17 protein-coding genes and 1 riboswitch are annotated in these 16,146 nt (G+C 39.4%); of the genes, 9 read left to right on the plus strand and 8 right to left on the minus strand.

Annotation, left to right across the window (positions count from 1 at the left end; translation table 11 throughout):
* Positions 1–24: 24 nt before the first annotated feature.
* The 3 genes from ACFQ19_RS01395 to htpG all read right to left on the minus strand — a co-directional run bounded on the left by ACFQ19_RS01395 (position 25) and on the right by htpG (position 3,311).
* On the minus strand, positions 25–435 hold the full coding sequence (locus ACFQ19_RS01395) for a Spx/MgsR family RNA polymerase-binding regulatory protein (protein WP_379590121.1): 411 nt from the start codon (positions 433–435) through the stop codon (positions 25–27).
* 35 nt (positions 436–470) lie between these two features.
* On the minus strand, positions 471–1,088 hold the full coding sequence (locus tag ACFQ19_RS01400) for a TetR/AcrR family transcriptional regulator (protein WP_379590122.1): 618 nt from the start codon (positions 1,086–1,088) through the stop codon (positions 471–473).
* Between the two features lie 345 nt (positions 1,089–1,433).
* The gene (htpG, locus tag ACFQ19_RS01405; RefSeq protein WP_379590124.1) at positions 1,434–3,311 is read right to left on the minus strand and encodes a molecular chaperone HtpG; all 1,878 of its coding nucleotides are present in this window, start codon (positions 3,309–3,311) and stop codon (positions 1,434–1,436) included.
* Between the two features lie 156 nt (positions 3,312–3,467).
* On the opposite strand from htpG, the gene ACFQ19_RS01410 reads away from it, so the two are divergent.
* A complete protein-coding gene (locus ACFQ19_RS01410; protein ID WP_379590125.1) occupies positions 3,468–4,178 on the plus strand; it encodes an NAD-dependent protein deacylase in 711 nt (236 codons plus the stop codon).
* A 146-nt stretch (positions 4,179–4,324) separates the two neighbouring features.
* On the opposite strand, the gene ACFQ19_RS01415 is transcribed toward ACFQ19_RS01410, so the two are convergent.
* Together ACFQ19_RS01415 and tenA are read right to left on the minus strand one after the other, a co-directional pair.
* Entirely contained in the window at positions 4,325–4,912 is a 588-nt protein-coding gene (locus tag ACFQ19_RS01415; RefSeq protein ID WP_379590126.1) for a YpjP family protein, read from the minus strand.
* A 453-nt stretch (positions 4,913–5,365) separates the two neighbouring features.
* Complete coding sequence (tenA, locus tag ACFQ19_RS01420) at positions 5,366–6,034, minus strand: thiaminase II (protein WP_379590127.1); 669 nt, start codon at positions 6,032–6,034, stop codon at positions 5,366–5,368.
* 89 nt (positions 6,035–6,123) lie between these two features.
* Positions 6,124–6,227: riboswitch (TPP riboswitch) on the minus strand.
* Between the two features lie 198 nt (positions 6,228–6,425).
* On the opposite strand from tenA, the gene ACFQ19_RS01425 reads away from it, so the two are divergent.
* The 3 genes from ACFQ19_RS01425 to ACFQ19_RS01435 all read left to right on the plus strand — a co-directional run bounded on the left by ACFQ19_RS01425 (position 6,426) and on the right by ACFQ19_RS01435 (position 8,962).
* A complete protein-coding gene (locus tag ACFQ19_RS01425; RefSeq protein WP_379590128.1) occupies positions 6,426–7,460 on the plus strand; it encodes a S66 family peptidase in 1,035 nt (344 codons plus the stop codon).
* Positions 7,461–7,663: 203 nt separating this feature from the next.
* Complete coding sequence (locus ACFQ19_RS01430) at positions 7,664–7,960, plus strand: DUF2653 family protein (RefSeq protein ID WP_379590130.1); 297 nt, start codon at positions 7,664–7,666, stop codon at positions 7,958–7,960.
* Between the two features lie 342 nt (positions 7,961–8,302).
* On the plus strand, positions 8,303–8,962 hold the full coding sequence (locus tag ACFQ19_RS01435) for a TerC family protein (RefSeq protein WP_379590131.1): 660 nt from the start codon (positions 8,303–8,305) through the stop codon (positions 8,960–8,962).
* Positions 8,963–9,009: 47 nt separating this feature from the next.
* Here ACFQ19_RS01435 and ACFQ19_RS01440 read toward each other — a convergent pair whose 3' ends face one another.
* Positions 9,010–10,215, minus strand: a complete 1,206-nt coding sequence (locus ACFQ19_RS01440; protein WP_379590132.1) for an MFS transporter — start codon at positions 10,213–10,215, stop codon at positions 9,010–9,012.
* Between the two features lie 172 nt (positions 10,216–10,387).
* Here ACFQ19_RS01440 and ACFQ19_RS01445 point away from each other — a divergent pair, with 172 nt between their 5' ends.
* Positions 10,388–10,969, plus strand: a complete 582-nt coding sequence (locus ACFQ19_RS01445; protein WP_379590134.1) for a TetR/AcrR family transcriptional regulator — start codon at positions 10,388–10,390, stop codon at positions 10,967–10,969.
* A gap of 173 nt (positions 10,970–11,142) precedes the next feature.
* Here ACFQ19_RS01445 and ACFQ19_RS01450 read toward each other — a convergent pair whose 3' ends face one another.
* Complete coding sequence (locus ACFQ19_RS01450) at positions 11,143–11,331, minus strand: hypothetical protein (protein ID WP_379590135.1); 189 nt, start codon at positions 11,329–11,331, stop codon at positions 11,143–11,145.
* Between the two features lie 49 nt (positions 11,332–11,380).
* Positions 11,381–11,713 (minus strand): chaperone CsaA, encoded by a 333-nt coding sequence (gene csaA / locus ACFQ19_RS01455; protein WP_379590137.1) that lies wholly within the window; start codon positions 11,711–11,713, stop codon positions 11,381–11,383.
* A 219-nt stretch (positions 11,714–11,932) separates the two neighbouring features.
* Between csaA and ACFQ19_RS01460 the strand changes: the two genes are divergently transcribed.
* From ACFQ19_RS01460 to ACFQ19_RS01475, 4 genes are all read left to right on the plus strand, one after another.
* Positions 11,933–12,640 carry an ABC transporter ATP-binding protein gene (locus ACFQ19_RS01460; protein WP_379590139.1) on the plus strand — a complete coding sequence of 236 codons (708 nt, stop codon included), beginning with the start codon at positions 11,933–11,935 and terminating at the stop codon, positions 12,638–12,640.
* Positions 12,637–13,884, plus strand: a complete 1,248-nt coding sequence (locus ACFQ19_RS01465) for an ABC transporter permease (RefSeq protein WP_379590140.1) — start codon at positions 12,637–12,639, stop codon at positions 13,882–13,884. The genes ACFQ19_RS01460 and ACFQ19_RS01465 overlap by 4 nt, the downstream gene beginning before the upstream one ends.
* A gap of 69 nt (positions 13,885–13,953) precedes the next feature.
* Positions 13,954–14,631 (plus strand): response regulator transcription factor, encoded by a 678-nt coding sequence (locus ACFQ19_RS01470; RefSeq protein WP_379590141.1) that lies wholly within the window; start codon positions 13,954–13,956, stop codon positions 14,629–14,631.
* The gene (locus ACFQ19_RS01475; RefSeq protein WP_379590142.1) at positions 14,628–16,019 is read left to right on the plus strand and encodes a sensor histidine kinase; all 1,392 of its coding nucleotides are present in this window, start codon (positions 14,628–14,630) and stop codon (positions 16,017–16,019) included. The genes ACFQ19_RS01470 and ACFQ19_RS01475 overlap by 4 nt, the downstream gene beginning before the upstream one ends.
* Positions 16,020–16,146: the final 127 nt, after the last annotated feature.

Raw genomic sequence — 16,146 nt, forward strand, 5'->3', positions numbered from 1 at the left:
CGCGCTTGAACAAGCATTTCCCGATTAACTTTCTGCAACACGCAGATGATTCTTTCTCCATTGCAGCCATTGATTTTCTCTCGTATGCCGAGGTAAAAACTGACGGATATCTTCTTCATGATAACCTACCTGTAATCGTTTGGCATCCACCATAATCGGGCTGCGCAAAAGACGCGGATATTCCTGAATGATTTCCAGCAGTTCCTGCAGCGGCAATGCTTCAATATCCAGATCTAAATCTTTATAAATCTTAGAACGTGTTGAAATGATTTCATCTGTTCCTTCGACAGTCATGCGTAGAATATTTTGCAATTCCATTACTGTCAGCGGTTCTCTAATGACATTTCGTTCTGTATATTCAATTCCATTTTTTGTAAACCATTGTTTTGCTTTCCTTGTTGATGAACATGCTGCACCATAAATCGTAACTGTCATTAATCATACCCCATTTTTTAGTTAGTATCTTTCTTTCAATCATTTTTTAAACCTTTACTTAACAGGTTCATTTCGATGCGAAAGTTCTCTACAGCTTCCTCACAAGAAAGATTCCTGGTCAGCTGATCGACAATATTTCGAAATGTGACAGAGGTTAAAATTTGCATAACATGGAAAAACTCCTGTTTACTATCAATATTCAATTTATTAAAATCAACCAAATCTTTCACTTGATTCATGGCATCTACTTCATCATGCTTACCTAAAAACAATTCCGTAAATGAATCCTCAATTTCATGTGTGACATTCAATATGGCGTTCTTTAAAAACTGCAGTTGCTTTTCTTTCGACAACTCTGTCAGTGTTAACCGGAAAATTTTATCCATAGACGCCATCAAGTCGCCATTCGTTTCCTTTAACTGGTTCAAAAAAAAAGTGCGGCGTTTATCTGTATGAAGCTTTAATAAATAAAAAAAAGCATCTTCTTTGCCATCAAAATACTGATAAAAACTTCCTCTTGAAACACCTGCAAGCTTAACAATATTCGCAATGGAGGCTTGCGATAACGGAGCTCTTGCAAATTCTTTTTCAACTGCCTGCAATAATGTCGCCCGTTTTGAGTCGTTTAAATTAAAAAATGTTGATGTAGGCATATTCTTGCTCCTCCAAAACCAAATGTGACACATTGTCATGTCTATAATTATATCGTATATGACACAGTGTCATTAGTCAATATTTTTCATGACATCGTGTCACTTTTTTTGTGAAATGTGACGATTGTATGGCAGACAGCCTGTTGCTTTCGTTTTAGTGTTTCCTATTCTTTCTTATTTATTTTTTCCGACTCAATCATTGTATTCCCCAATCCTGTCATTTCATAACCTGGAAATGTGAAAATTTCTAAAAATATTGCTGTTATTTCGAGATGCTATCAGATTGGTAGATGCGATATAAAAACATCGTGTAAGAGAACAGTCTCTTACACGATGTTTCTTTCATCAAACCATAATTTTGCTCATATCTTTTGTAAATGCCACCGGATCCTCAATCGGAAGTCCTTCAATTAATAACGCCTGGTTATAAAGCAGGTTGGTATATAATTCTAATTTATCCTGATCATTTCCTTGTGCTTCTTCTAATGCGTTAAAAATGTTGTGATCGACATTGATTTCCAGTACTTTGTCGGCTTGAATCTGCTGATTATCCGGCATGGCGTTAATAATTTTCTCCATTTCCAAGGAAATTTCGCCATCTGCAGACAGCACCACCGGATAAGATTTCAGGCGCTTGGAAGCTCGTACATCTTTTACTTTATCACCAAGAACTTCTTTCATTGCTTGGAATAATGCTTGATGACTTTCTGTTTCTTCCTTCTCTTCTTCTTTTTCTTCCTCTTCAATACCAAGATCGCCGCTAGACACAGAGCGGAATTCTTTATCCTGATATTGTGTCATCATTTTAATCGCAAATTCATCCACTTCATCTGTGAAATAAAGAATTTCATAGCCTTTATCCGCAACAATTTCCGTTTGTGGCAGCTTTTCAATACGATCATTGGAATCACCCGAAGCATAATAAATATATTTTTGATCTTCCGGCATACGTGAAACATATTCTTCTAACGTTACCAGCTTCTTCTCTGTGGAAGAGTAGAATAAAAGCAGGTCCTGCAATTCTTCTTTATGCTGGCCGAAGTCACTGTAAACACCAAATTTGATTTGCTGGCCAAATGCTTTAAAGAAGGTTTCATACTTGTCCCGTTCATCACGAAGCATACTGAGCAGCTGCTGTTTGACTTTCTTACGGATATTTTTTTCAATAATTTTCAGCTGACGATCATGCTGCAACATTTCCCTGGAAATATTTAAAGATAGATCTTCGGAATCCACCATTCCTTTTACAAAACTGAAGTAATCCGGCAGTAAATCAGCACATTTTTCCATAATTAATACGCCATTTGAATAGAGCTCCAAACCTTTCTCATATTCTCTGGTGTAGTAGTTAAATGGCGGCTGTTCCGGAATAAACAGAATAGCATTATAGCGGACTGATCCATCGACGTTAATATGGATATGACGCAATGGCTGATCGAATCCGTACCGTTTTTCCTGATAGAAATTTATATAATCCTCATCTGTTAATTCACTCTTACGCTTCTTCCAGATAGGAACCATGGTATTAATGGTTTGTTCTTCTACCACGTCTTCATATTCATCTTCCGTGCCTTCTTTCAGCTTGCTTTCCGTAACATCCATTTTAATCGGATAGCGGATAAAGTCAGAGTATTTCTTGATGATCTGTTTTAATGTGGCTTCTTCTAAAAATTCGTCGTAGTTTTCTTCTTCCTGGTTCTCTTTTAATTCAAGGATAATTTCTGTTCCAACCTGCTCACGGTCAATCGGCGTAATCGTATAGCCGTCTGTGCCTTGGGAAACCCATTTATATCCTTCTTCACTGTCAATGGAGCGTGTAAGTACCGTTACCTTATCAGCAACCATAAACGCTGCATAAAAACCGACACCAAATTGACCGATAATATCATAACCGTCTTTAATTTCGTTTTCCGATTTAAAGGTTTGGGAGCCGCTTTTTGCAATGACACCAAGGTTGTCTTCCAGTTCCTCTTTGGTCATTCCGACCCCTGTGTCCAATACCGTCAGCGTTCGATTTTCTTTATTAGGAATCAGTTTGATATAGTAATTGCTTTGATCGAATGTTAAGGAATCATCTGTTAAGGCTTTATAATAAATTTTGTCAATGGCATCACTGGCGTTGGAGATTAATTCACGTAAGAAAATCTCCCGCTGTGAATAGATGGAATGGATAACCATATCCAGTAACTTCTGCGATTCTGCTTTAAACTCGTGCTTTACCATTATGTCTCTCTCCTTTTCCTGTTTTTAGCACTCTCTAACGCAGAGTGCTAAACCTCTATTACATGAATACCATATTCTATTTTTCCTGTCAATATTAGTCGCATCTCACCGCTACAACCTGTATAATAGAAAATATATAGAAGAGGAGGGGTCTCGATGCTTCATGAATGGTTAAAAGATTCCAATCACACCGTTATTTTTACTGGTGCAGGAATGTCTACAGAAAGCGGACTGCCTGATTTCCGCTCTACCAACCGGGGGCTTTGGCGAAAGAAAGATCCAAGCAAAATCGCCAGTTTAGATGCGTTAAATCATCACGTAGAAGACTTTATCGAATTTTACCGGGAGCGGGTTCTTGGTGTTACAGAAGTCGGCCCGCATCAAGGACATCATGTTCTAGCCGATTGGGAGAACAATGGACTTGTCCAGGCAATCATTACACAAAATGTCGATGGCTTTCATCAAGGTGCAGGAAGTAAACACGTTCATGAACTTCATGGAACCCTGCAAAAGTTGCATTGCCAGAGCTGTGAGAAAGTCTATGATAGCTCTGCTTATATAAATGAAGATTATTATTGTTCTTGTGGCGGAATACTCAGACCTTCTATTGTATTATTTGGGGAAATGCTGCCCGAGGATGCTTTTTCAGCTGCTTTTGAACATGCTAAAAAAGCTGATTTATTTATTGTATTAGGATCCTCGCTATCCGTCACACCAGCCAATCAATTTCCGGAAATCGCAAAACAACACGGTGCCAAACTTGTCATTGTCAATCAAGAAAAAACACCTTTAGATGACTACGCAGATTTAGTTGTTTTTGACCGGAAGATTGGAGCTTTCTTAGAAGAAACGAATAAATTGCTATAAGTACATGTTCCAAAACCCGATAAATAGGCGAGTTATTTGTATCGGACTTTTGGAACATCCTCTATAAAGAAAGAAAGGAAAGACAAGGAAGTGTGCTGCAGTGCTTCCTTGTCTTTCCTTTTATACCTATTTACAGGCTTCTGTTCTCAAGCCTTCCATTTTGGCGGAGTATTTCTGTCCCAATAAATATCCCCGATCGGATAATGCTTTTGAAATCCGTCTGCATTCAGGTGATAATGAAAATGAAAATAATGCCCTTCTAGCGGTCTGTTTTCACGGCGGACATGGAACTTTACCAACGTTTCACCCGAATGGCTATTGGAAACATTAAACATTCGTTCTCCATAACCTTTTGAAGGTTTCTCGGTAATAGCTATGTCTTGATATGCCTCAGCATGTTCAACAAGATCAGCCAGCATGGTTTCCATTTGCGGAAAAATAACCGCAGCAAATTCTCCCTCTACCTTATCCGTAATTTTGGGTCCAAACTTCTCCAGACTCAATGCTTTTGCTTCTTTTTGAAGATGCTTCAGATAGGCTTGTCTAGCATCTTCAACAATATAGGATTGGGTGGTCTCTTTAAGGACAGATGCTGTTTCGATATCTGATGAAGAAGATATATTGCTGTCACTCCGTTTATCTGCATCTACTTCCAGCAGATTGGTCGGTGAGTAAATTCCTAACGTTAAAATCGTTATAAATACAACTGCTATTCTTCTCCACCAAAGCTTCATCTTTCTCACCCGACTTCCGTACTTTTTCTTTATTTTACCATGAATCCATGTATTGTCTATCCAACTTTTTTACTTTTTTGAATTTTATCTGACTGAATAACATCGCTTACAAAGAAAGACAGCAATTTATTTGTATTTTCTTTCCTTCATGCAAAACGACATGAATATGCTTTTCCAATTTTAAAATAAAAATGAAAAGAGTTTACTCAATATACCGCTCAACAAAATGGCAAAACCAATCCCAATTACCATTCTTTTAGCTAAAATACGGGAGGGGTTCTCTGTATTGTTCATCTGAATCGCCAACTTTCCTTGATTTTACTATTTACCTTCTTGGTTTTGAGCGTGTCTTTACATCGATATCCTGCATGAATCACAATGTCAAAACACCTCCCCTTTACTTTCTCATATCATTTCTAATCATTCAATCAGCTGAACAACTAATCAACCGGGTTACACTGGCCAGCTTTCGCGATTATATGCCATGTCCCAAAACATATATTCATAGCGGCTCGTATTTAGAAAAATAGCTTCTAAATCATCTAGCTCTGCTTCCGTACACCCTTTTGCCAGTTCGTCCAATTTTTCTATCAGCCACTTGCCAATAGAACCAAACTCATCAGAGCTGTACATTTTCACCCATTCTCCGTACTGTTCATGTTCCAGGGCACCAGGCTTTTTTGCCAGCTCTAGTCCAATTTCATAATAACTCCAGGCACATGGTAAAATGGCCGCAATCAAGGATGCTAAAGAACCTTTCTGCGCTTCTGCAAGCATATTGCTGCTGTAGGCGAGCGTTACAGGACCAGGCACGGTAGCTTCCAACGCTTCTTTTGAAATCCCGAGACGTTCGGCATATTGACGGTGAAGATCCATTTCAAAATTCAAGGTCTCATCGAGTGATTTAGCAAATCCGGACATTGTATCTAAATCTTTGGCAAGCACTGTCCCCATCGCGATTACTTTGGAGTACTCGATTAAATACTTGTAATCCTGACACATGTAAAATTTAAATGCCTCGATATCAAGTGTCCCATTACCAATTCCCTGTACAAATGGATGTTGATGACTTTTTTCCCAAATCGAATCTGCAGACTGACGGATACGTTCTGTGAATGTCATATTATATGCGCTCCTCCTTCTTTGATTGCACGCAAAAAAGCCGCCTCCTGATATAGAAAGCGGCAGAAAAGGTTGGTTCATTGCCTATAGGCATATCCCGACCACTTCCCTCCGCTAGTACAAACTAGATCAGGTTAATAAGGGTCAAGGCCATTTGCCTCTCTCAGCTTTGTCAGCACCCCTAGTGGATTCTTTGCGTATTTTGTTTATCCCTTTCAGATTATCATAAGTATATGTAAGCGTAAAGCAATCCTAAAACAAAAGGATGGTACGAATGAAATCATTCCGCATCAAAAAACTAGGACATCAAATACGTTGTTGCAAAAATAAAGGATTTTATCTGTGTATATCGAATAAGTATTTATAAATCACAAAGAAAGGAGCATGTTATATGTTGATCAAGCCGCCAAAATTATCTCCCGGAGATAAAGTAGCAACTGTCAGCCTCTCCTGGGGAGGAGCAGGCGAGCCCTCCTTAAGGTGGCGCTACCAGCAAGGTGTGGAACGCTTAGAAACCGTATTTGGGATCGAAGTCGTTCCAATGCCTAACAGTTTAAAAGGAGAAACGTATATCGATGAGCATCCCGAGGCACGCGCTGAAGATCTCATGACGGCATTCGCTGATCCTGAAATCAAAGCAATCATCTCTACTATTGGCGGGGATGACAGTATTCGTCTTCTTCCTTATATAGATTTTGAGATTATCCGACAAAATCCCAAGATTTTTATGGGATTTTCTGATACGACGATTGCTCATTTATTCTGCTTTCATGCAGGCCTATCCTCCTTTTACGGACCAGCAATCATGACTGATTTTGCAGAAAATGTGGCGATGGATGATTATACGGTGAAGGCCATTCAAAACACGCTTTTCCAAGCGAAAGCAGTCGATGATATTCCCGCGCCGGAAAAATGGACTAGTGAATTTCTCGAATGGGATATTTCTAATAAAAACATTGCCAGGAGAATGCTTCCTGACCAAGGTTATGAACTCCTGCAAGGAAATGGGATCGTCACAGGAAACCTTATTGGCGGCTGTATCGAAGTGCTTGAGTTTGCGAAAGGAACTATCATCTGGCCGCAGCCGGAAGCATGGGAGAATAGCATTCTCTTTTTGGAAACATCGGAAGAAAAGTCAGACCCTGAATTAATAAAAAGATGGCTCAGAAATTATGCAGCCCAAGGGATACTCCAGCAAGCAAATGGAATGATTTTTGCCAAACCTTATGGAGAGGTGCATTATGAAGCGTATAAAGAAGTGATATTATCCGTTTTAGCAGAGAACGGGCTGACAGATCTTCCTGTCCTATATAATGTTTCTTTCGGACATACCGAACCAAAAGCACTTATTCCTTATGGAAGGTTGGCTCAAATCGATTGCCAGCAAGCATCCTTTTCCATTATAGAAGCAGCTGTTACGAGTTAAGTACAGCTGTTTTTATTTTATCATCACTCTCATTCGTGCATGAAACAGAGACAGTGATATAATATATATGCGAAACTTCCTAAATAAGCACTTCTTACTTCATGCTTATAGGGAGTTTATAGTAGAATAGAATGCAATTGGCATTATTACTAGAGGCTGACAAAAGTGTAGCCTTTCAACTATATGCAGGAGGAATTTGGGGTATGCAAAAACTTATTATTCCTGAAGAGGATATTGTGCTTGCTATATGTGTATACATTGGTGAAAAACAACAAATAGAGCCGGATAATGTGCAAGTAGAATTATTTTATGACGATTATTCCGGTGTTTCAGCAGAAATCATAACGCCATCCGGAAAACAGGAATTAATTACCAAGCAAATTATTACTGCATTAAGAGAATGGATTAAAGACAATCTCCATGCTGATCCTTATGCAGGTTTAAAACTGGATTTAGATAGACGAAACGGGATTTATGCCCGCCTTCGTTATGATAGTTAGTTTCTCACCGGGCTTTGTTTTTATCTTTCATTTTCATTTATTTACATAATTTTCAAATGACAGGGAAGTTTAAAATCTCCGATGTAATCTTTTATTTCAGCCGCATTTATTTTTATTTTTTCGCATCATTTCAGCGATTTCGAAGAGACAGACTTCCCAATATGTATATGCATATCGTAAAAATCCCTTGTTTTTCTTAAACAGAGCAAGGGATTTTTTCATGTATCCACGACTCCTTCATGTGTCCTCTGCCTGTTCTCCATTATTTCCTCTCTCCAGTTCTGATTTTCAGTACAAGCTCATATACTGAACCAATGACTTGATGGGGAAAGGAGAGATAGGTTGGAGTTTATACAGACAGTCGGACAGATTCTCCTTATCAATATTTTATTAAGCGGAGATAATGCCATTGTGATTGCGATGGCAAGCCGAAATCTTCCGGAACATCTCCAGGGACGAGCTATTCGCTGGGGAACATTTGGCGCTATTGGGCTTCGGATTCTCTTTGTGTTTATTATGATTTATTTACTGCAATTGCCCTTTATTCAGTTTATCGGCGGATGTCTTCTGTTATATGTCGCATATAAATTATTAGTAGACAAGCAAGACCATAGTCAGATGAAAAGCGGTAATTCTTTACGGGAAGCCATCACAATTATTATTTTTGCAGATGTCATTATGAGTCTGGATAATGTATTGGCTATCGCTGCCATCGCTGATAGTGACTTATTATTAATTATTGCCGGTATTATTTTAAGTATCCCGATTATCTTAACAGCCAGCGAATTAATTCTAAAATTGATCGAACGGTTTCCCATTATTATTTATATCGGAGCGGGATTGCTTGCCTGGACAGCTGGAAAAATGCTGTTAGAAGAAGCATTTATTCAACAGCTCATTGCTTCACTGAAATATGGGCAGCTGATTTTTCTTAATATCCTTACCCTGGCTATTCTTTTTATTGGAAAATGGCGCAGGTACCAATCCGAAATGACTGTATAGAAAAAACCTCTTATGTGATGTTTGATGCCACATAAGAGGGGTGCAGTCTACATATTTTTATACGTGTGTGCTTTACTGAATAACACTGCTGTAATAATCAAACCAATGGCGGCAAAGCTTAACAGGATGGCTTGAATTGGAATATTTGCTGCAGATAATCCGGAAACAAGCGCATAAGAAATGGGATCGAAGCCATTCATAGCAAGAAAGATAATACTCATTACCCTCCCCATAATATAGTCTTCCGCCTGCTCCTGGGCAGCCGTAAAGAATGGAATAAATACAAATGACATAGAGAACCCGATAAAGAAAACTACGATTGTCAGCATCGTTAAATTAGGAGCAATCGCAAAAATGATGTAAGCAATTAATGCTCCCAATAATCCAAATAGAGAGGTTTTCCCCTTCTTCTTCACTAAGACAGAGCTGAGTATTCCTGTACCGGCCACTAAACCAATTCCGAGGCTGGCTTCCATATAACTCAAATTAAGCGGTGTTCCCCCGTAATTTTCCACTAGAAATGGAATGGCGATATTCAACGTTCCGAACACGAAAAAATTCAGTGTGATTAACACAATGAGTCCTGTCATCAGAAAATTTGAATTGCGAATATACGCGAGACCTTGCTTGATTTCTGTTATTGGCTTTTGTTTCTCCTGCAATGCAACAGGGGCTTCTTTAATGAAGCGCGGATAAATAATCACTGCGGAAAGCAAAGCTAACACCATCGCTATAAAATAACTTCCGCTGACGCCGATGGATTCCATCAATATCCCAGCAACAATCGGCCCCGCTACAAATGAAATTTGGTCCACACCCTGGAACAAAGCATTGGCCCGCTGGAGCTGGCTCTTCGCAACAATTTTAGGAATCATCGAGGAACTGGCTGGTCCAAAGAAAGCATCCAGCATTCCAAAACCGGCGGCAATGCATAAAAGCAATCCTATAGAGAGTACATCATTACTAACAAATATAAATAACAGAAACAGCAGAACAGCCTGCATAAAATTCGTTACAAACATAATTGTTGTCTTTTTATAACGATCCGCTACCATTCCTCCGAAAATCATCATCATAATCCTCGGAACAGTTGCAGCAATTAATACAAGTCCTAACGAGCTTGCTGAGCCGCTGTCACTGATTACAAACCATGTCGTGGTTGTCAAAAACATGCTGAAGCTGACAACGCCAAAAATACCAGCGATAAACAGCAACACAAATATACGGTTTTTAAATAAAGGTTGTACTCCCATAGTATCTTCCTCCAACTTCTTTATGATGAAACGAAGCAGTGCTACTTAAAAAAGTTTTGTATTTATTTTTTATATGACATGCATTATAATAAGAAATAACAGAACCTACCGACCGTTCGTTTCCAAAAGAGATTTTATCCTACTATTACTACTTTGTCAAAGGGGAATTATCATGCATACGAAAGAAAAAATTTTACTTGAAGGAATGGAACTTTTTGCAACACTTGGTTATAATGGCACTTCTATGACAAAGATTGCTGATCGAGTCGGTCTGCAAAAGTCTTCCCTCTACGCACATTACGACAGTAAAGAAGCTTTGTTTTTTGATGTAACCACAAAAATCGCTGCAGATTACGTGCAGTTTGTGAAGTCCACCTTTGAAAATGAAGGTCAATCAACCAAGGAAAAGCTGTATCTCTCTTTTCAAGCACATGTGAAGGATATGGCCAATCACGACAGCAGCATCGAATTTTACAATCGTTTTTCTTCCTACCCTCCAAAAGGATTCGAGGACAGGGTTTTGGCGTTATTACGTGACAGCGAAGAACAGGCAAGATCTGCATTTAAAGAGGAAATCACCACAGCACAGGAAGCCGGAGCTATTTCTGAAGAGGTTACCCCGGCAGAAACTGCACGTGCTTTTTATGGATTATTGGACGGGTTATCGTATGAAACAAGCTATTATGATATGGATGTCATTGAAAGTCATGGGGAAGCTATGTGGAAAGTGTTTTGGCGGGGAGTCCGGGCGTGAATAACAAATCGGAAAACGCTGCCCTCTCTTTTTAACCTACATATTTGAAAAAGACATTATTTTATTGGCTGGAAGAGTAAAACAGCTGGTGAATGAGTTAAGATAATAAGAACAGTCCATTATCTTTCAAAAAAGGAAGATGAATGGACTGTTCTTTGTTTATTTGACTTGATTTATTCACGTTTGTTATTTTTTTCGGTTTCTTTTTGCCGATAGTTATCATACCAAAACCAGCAGCCTAAAAGAGGGAAGAAACCTAGAACAGCGGTATTTACAAATTCCGAGAACCCTACTGCAGCATTTAGAATAGCAGCAATTGCTACTAAACAGCCACCTAGGATGAGTTGTTTTTTTGTAAACATAACCTCTCCTCCTTGCTGTTCTTAACATACATATCAGAGCCAGTATCTTTTACGAAATTCTCGTTCCATTCGCCACCTGTTCATCCGGACGCAGCAAAACCACATCGCCCTCTTCTTCCACGCCGCCAACCACAAGAACCTCTGATTTAAAACCGGCAATTCTGCGCGGCGGAAAGTTAACAACCGCCACAACCTGGCGTCCGATCACTTCTTCAGGTGTATAGCGTTTCGTAATTTGCGCAGAAGATTGTTTTTCACCAATCTCTTCTCCAAAATCTATCCGCAATTTAATCGCCGGTACACGCGCTTTTTCGAGCGTTTCTGCATGTAATACGGTACCTACACGTAAATCAATCTCCATAAATTCTTCAAATGTTGCCATTCTAGGATCCTCCTTACGTACTAATTTTCAAATTATTCCTATTATATCTATCTTAATAGAGATGCATACTTGAAAGCAAACAAATAAAGGAAAGCAGGTTTTAAAAGGCAGTGTTTCTTCTATAACGAAACTTTTCTTCCTCTTTATCGTATATCTAATATAAAGCGGACCAACATACATAAATCCAGACATATTCTATAATTTACGGAGGCGGATTCCATGCTACAGGTACATATCGATTCAGCAGGATATCAGCAAAAAGAACATTACCTGAAAGATATTGATTTTACCATCACCCCCGGCGAAATCGTTGGTCTAATTGGAGCAAACGGCGCTGGGAAAAGTACGACCATTAAGTCCATCATTGGCACCATCGAACATTTCCATGGAAACATTGCATTAGAAGAAGGCAAACAGTTGGCATATATCCCCGAGGAACCGATTCTCTATGATCGCCTTACGCTCTGGGAGCATCTGCGGCTTGCAGCGACGTCTTATGAAATGCCCGCAACCGTTTGGGAGCCGCGGGCAAATGATCTTCTTAAAAAATTCTCTCTTACCGGCAAGGAACATGAGCTTCCCATTCATTTTTCCAAAGGGATGCGGCAAAAAACATTGATTTGTCTCATCTTTATGACAAAAGCGGATATTTATATCATTGATGAACCTTTTATCGGTTTAGACCCTATCGCAACCAAACATCTGATCAACCTGCTGTATCAGGAGAAAGCGCGTGGAGCAGCTTTGTTAATGTCTACGCATGTTCTTGATTCTGCAGAGAAACTCTGTGATCGTTTTATTCTGTTAAAAGAAGGGAATGCTATCTTCCAAGGACCTTTACAGGCATTACAGGAAGCGACAAATCAATCGGCAGACACTTCTCTATTAGATTGTTTTTATGAACTGCTGGAGGAGGATACGTTATGAATGGAACTGCACGTACACTGTTCTTCAAACGGCTCCAGTCTGATTATAAAAATATGTGGGAAGCCAGTAAACTCGTATTGGATTGGACATTATTTATCTATCTATTGATTCCGGGAATTGCCATTGGAGCATTTTTCTATATGGAATGGCTGCAGGATATTCCCGTTATTTTAAGATTCATCGGCTGGTATGGCTGGATGATTTTATTGGCAATCAGCTTTTTATTTTATCATATAAAGTTATTCACCTATCTGGCAGATCAGCTTTTCATAAGCAGAAATATTCCTTTATTGCGACGGATCTCCCAGTATGGCATCCTTTATTCCATCAGTATTATGTTATTTACCGCAACACTGTTATTTGTCTTAACTGCACCCTTTTTAAGCGAGTTATTCTCTCTATCTTTATTATCATTAGGATACCTATGGATTTACTACCTCACCGGTGTTGGTTTGGTAACAGTATGGAGAAAATATGCAAACATTTATATTCCTTCTTTTATATTACGAACACTATCGTCCATGATTCTTCTTGTTCTGTGGATAAGTTTGTCATGGATTATCTTAACTCTTTATTTTCTGTGGATATTGTGGATAATTATTAATATGATTGTTATTGCTGTTATAACCAATAAACTTGCTTACAACGGAACCCATTTTTTAAAAATCGCGGAAATGGATGAACAGGTAAGAGGAAAATGGGCCAATCTTTTACTGGCTAACACCAGACAGCAAGGATACAAGCTGCCTTCTGCAAAACCTGTACGGCTCTGGAAAAACTCACAGGTTATGTTCCAAAAGCAAAGCAATGAGATGATATTTACCGATGCGTACTTCAAATCTTTCTTTCGTAATTTACCCGTACTGATGCCACTTGTCCAGCTCACATCGCTCTTAATTGCGGTACTGATCGTATCTGCACCGCATTGGACTGGGTACTTATTTTGGCTTGCTTCCATTTACATCATTGTGGATATTACCAAAACAGGCTGGCTCGGCTTCCGGTTTAATTCCTTTATCGAACTGTTCCCCTGGAAGGAATCGATGCTGCGAAAATCCTTGGAAACAAGCGTCCTGCGTCTAAGTTCCCCTATTCTATTGGTTATTGGGATGCTTTTCGGATACTTGAAATTTGGCCTCTTAGGAATGCCTGTCTTTTCTGTTAGCAGTGTTCTGCTGGGAATAGGACTGATTTATTGGCATATTCGTTTCGTACCGGTTCATAAGGCAGCATCAGCAGAATAATTGGCAGCTTCCTATCATCTGCTGTAAGCTTAACTTAAGTAATATTTATTGTGAATGGAGATTACCTACATGCAAAATATATTAATTGTTGATGATGATACCCATATCCTTCAGCTGGTTCGTATTCAACTGGAAAAGGAAGGCTTCCTCGTTTTTGAAGCAAAGGACGGCACGGAGGCTTTAACCATATTAAAAAAGACAGCTTGTGATTTAGCCATTGTTGATGTGATGATGCCGTTTATGGATGGGTTTCAGCTGACAAAAGAAATTCGTAAACAATATGATATTCCCATCATTTTACTCACAGCCAAGGGACAAATTGAGGATAAGGAAGAAGGCTTTCTGGCAGGAACAGATGATTATTTAGTAAAACCGTTTGAGCCCCGCGAACTCAGCTTCCGTATTCATGCACTGTTGCGCCGCTATCATCAAGAAACGGATACACACATCATACGATTGGGACAAACGGAGATCAATTTGGACAGTTATGAAGTAAAGCTTGGGGATAAAACCCTCTTACTCCCTCTAAAGGAGTTCGAATTATTAGCATTATTAGCAACTTATCCACAACATGTATTCACACGTGCGCAGCTCATTGAGAAAATCTGGGGAATGGATTATGAAGGTGAGGAACGGACCGTAGATGTGCATATTAAACGTCTGCGAAAACGGTTTGCTTCCCAAACCGCTGCTTTTTCTATTAAAACCGTCCGCGGTGTCGGATATTGCTTGGAGACAACAGCATGATGCGATCCCTTTATGTTAAATTTGCTGCTGTCACGATTGGCATTATGCTTCTTAGCGGTGTGATTGCCTTTCTCGTATCAAACACGTATTACCAATATTCCCTGAAACCTCAAAATGATGAAAAGAACACGGAAATTGCTTTAGAAATGGCTGCTTTTATTGAAAATAATCCGGAAGTCAGTATAAATGACTACTTATCAAACATGGCGGATGTCGGTTATCAACTGTACCTTGTGGATAACAACGGCCAAGAACAATTCTTCGGAGCAGATTTCCGGGAAAATAATCTAACCGATAGCGACATACAGGAAGTACTGGATGGAGAAGTCTTTCATGGCATGGCTGATTTCCCGAGACAAACCTTTGTAACAGGGTTCTTTGCAAATGAATTAAAAAATGCGATTGGCGTCCCTGTAACTTATCAGGATACTTCTTACGCGCTATTCATCCGTCCCGATATCAAGCTGCTGTTTAATGAAATCCATTTATTACTAGGCGTACTATTTGTCTTGACCATTGTCTTAAGTATTTTATTTGTGCTCTTCAGCACCAATTATCTGGTCAAGCCTATTTCCCGGCTCAGCCAAGCTACCAAACAGCTGGCGAAAGGTGATTTTCAAGCAAATATGTTAAACACGAAGCGGAAAGATGAATTGGGAGAGTTATCCACAAGTTTTACACAGATGGCACAACAAATTGTGGAAAATGACCAGATGCGCAAGGAATTTATATCAAATATTTCCCATGATATCCAATCTCCTTTATCCAACATTAAGGGATATACGAATTTACTCGGGGACAAGGAAACATTAGAAGAAGATAAGCAGCAATATAAAACCATTATTAACGAAGAAATCAGCAGACTGTCCACGATGACAGACCAGCTTCTGCTTCTCACTTCGCTTGATCAAAATCAGCATATTGTAAAAAGGAAACATTTTTCTATCAGCAATCAGCTTCAAAATCTGTTAAAAAGCTATCAATGGCTGATTCAGGAGAAAGAAATCATGTTGAGCTATACACTTCCTGACTTAGAAATTTACGCTGATCCCTCTTTATTAAATACGGTATGGGATAACCTGCTTTCCAATGCGCTAAAATATAACCAGGAAGGCGGCAGTATTGATATCCAGCTTACTTACACAGACGAGTACTGCTTCATCACTTTTACAGATACCGGCATCGGCATATCGGACGAAGAAGCAGAACGTATTTTTGACCGTTTTTACCGGGCAGATGCCTCACGTACCAGAAGCGTCAAAGGAACAGGATTAGGCTTATCCATTGTGGCTACGATTGTCGAATTGCACGAAGGTACCATTACTGTCCGCTCAAATCAAGAAGCTGATGGAACGATTTTTACTGTGACATTACCGCTAGAAAGATAATAATTTGCAAAACAAAAGCGCAGAGCGCCTGTTTAAAAACGTAGAGATTGGAGCGGCGCAACTGAGATAAAGGAAACACGGGGAGGTGACGAACCGATGTTGACTTTCACCCGCAGGGCATAAGTGC

It is taken from the genome of Oceanobacillus locisalsi (genome assembly GCF_042675985.1).
Lineage (GTDB): Bacteria > Bacillota > Bacilli > Bacillales > Amphibacillaceae > Oceanobacillus > Oceanobacillus locisalsi.